Source organism: Paenibacillus cookii (assembly GCF_018333375.1).
GTDB classification, from domain to species: domain Bacteria; phylum Bacillota; class Bacilli; order Paenibacillales; family Paenibacillaceae; genus Paenibacillus_AQ; species Paenibacillus_AQ cookii.
In genome coordinates, this window is sequence record NZ_BORW01000086.1 from 1 (window position 1) to 1,479 (window position 1,479).

Consider the following 1,479-nt stretch of genomic DNA (forward strand, 5'->3'; position numbering starts at 1 on the left):
TGGATTACGCGACGATTCTGAAAAGAGGGTAGTCTTTCCCCCTCCCCATAAGACAGGGCTAAACGGTTTCCATGTTAATTTGTGGTAAACGTCATTCTAAGGCAGCGACTTTGGCGGCGATACGTTGCCAGGCGCAGCGGTTCGCGAAATCTTTAGCCAGTTTCAGAACGACTTGTCGGCTATGCTGAATCATCGTAGCTGCACAGTGGAAAAACTCTAGACGGAACCGGGCAATCGTATACCCTTGATGGACCGGTTCGCAACAGTCTCGCTTGAATCTCTCGTAGAGATTGTAGGCGAGCAGCTTGATGAGCAGGTCGATTTCATTAGCGGTAAAGTCACCGGTAGCGATTCGATCGATGGAAAAGCCGCGTTTGGCTTCTTTGATATAGTTCTCCATGCAGCAACGCTGGTTGTAAAAGCGCCAAAGGTCGATCGGCTCCCACTCGAGATTGGTGACGATCGCTTCGTAATGCCAGTCCGTATCGAGGAGAAGCCGAGCTTGATCGCCGTCAAACACCTGCGCTTTACGAATCACCACAACGCGGCGCGGTTTCTTCCATGAGGTGGCTTGGTAGATCAGGGTGATCCCCTCGATGACCCAATCCTCATCGACAAACCGCTTCCAGTAGCGGCATCGCCCTACTTCGGCCTGAAGTCGCTGCGTCCATTTCAATTTCCCGACATACCCGATTCGCTTGGCTTCCCATAGGCTGTAGAAGTCTTCGCCGCCAAATCCCTTGTCAAACCGGGCGTACTTTACCGGACGGTCACCAAGCAACTCAAAGATCTGACGGAGGAAGGCGGCTGCATCGGTGGAAGCGTGCGTATTCCCAGCACGCAGTACTGCATTCAGGCACAGGCGCGACTGGCCCTCAAACGCCATCAGCGGATGGTAACTTTTACGTCCGGGTTTGTGGGGATTCGTGCCGACTGCCGCCCCCTCTTGGTGACCGTATACCGTTTCTACCGTGGAGTCTAGGTCCACGATGAGTTCAGAAGGCAGACAGGGTGCAATAATCTGCTGATTCAGCTTTCGCAAATCCAGCGTTAAGGTTGGGCGGGTCTTGCTGAGTCGATCCAGTTCCTTATACAGCAGGGTGTGATGCGGACAGCGCCCGCCGAGAAACCGCCGGATGAGCGCGTCATGTTGCAGCCTGCGGAAATGAAAGAGGCGTTCGCATCCGAGTATCCAGCCGACAATGAGATAGAGCAGGATGCGGAAAACAGGGAACAGGGAATTGCCTTGCTTGGTACAATTTAAATTCTGCAAAGCCTTACCGAGCTTGATTTTTTCGAGATATTCCAGAAAGATTTTGCTTCCTCCAACATTTGAGGCGTTTTGCAAGGTAAATTCGGTCTTGATTTTGCTGACGGGTGTGGTAGACTTCATCTAAAAGGTGCTCCTTTCTTTGTAGGTGATGTTCTGGACAAACACCATTCTACCAAAGAATTGGAGCCCTTTTCTTGTTTTTCAGA

Annotated in this window: 1 protein-coding gene; it reads right to left on the bottom strand. The window is 51.7% G+C overall.

Annotated features, from left to right (window positions below; all coding sequences use genetic code 11):
• Positions 1-91 precede the first annotated feature (91 nt).
• Positions 92-1,393, bottom strand: coding sequence for an IS1380 family transposase (locus KI367_RS26650; protein ID WP_120463466.1), 1,302 nt, complete (start codon positions 1,391-1,393; stop codon positions 92-94).
• Between the last annotated feature and the right edge of the window lie 86 nt (positions 1,394-1,479).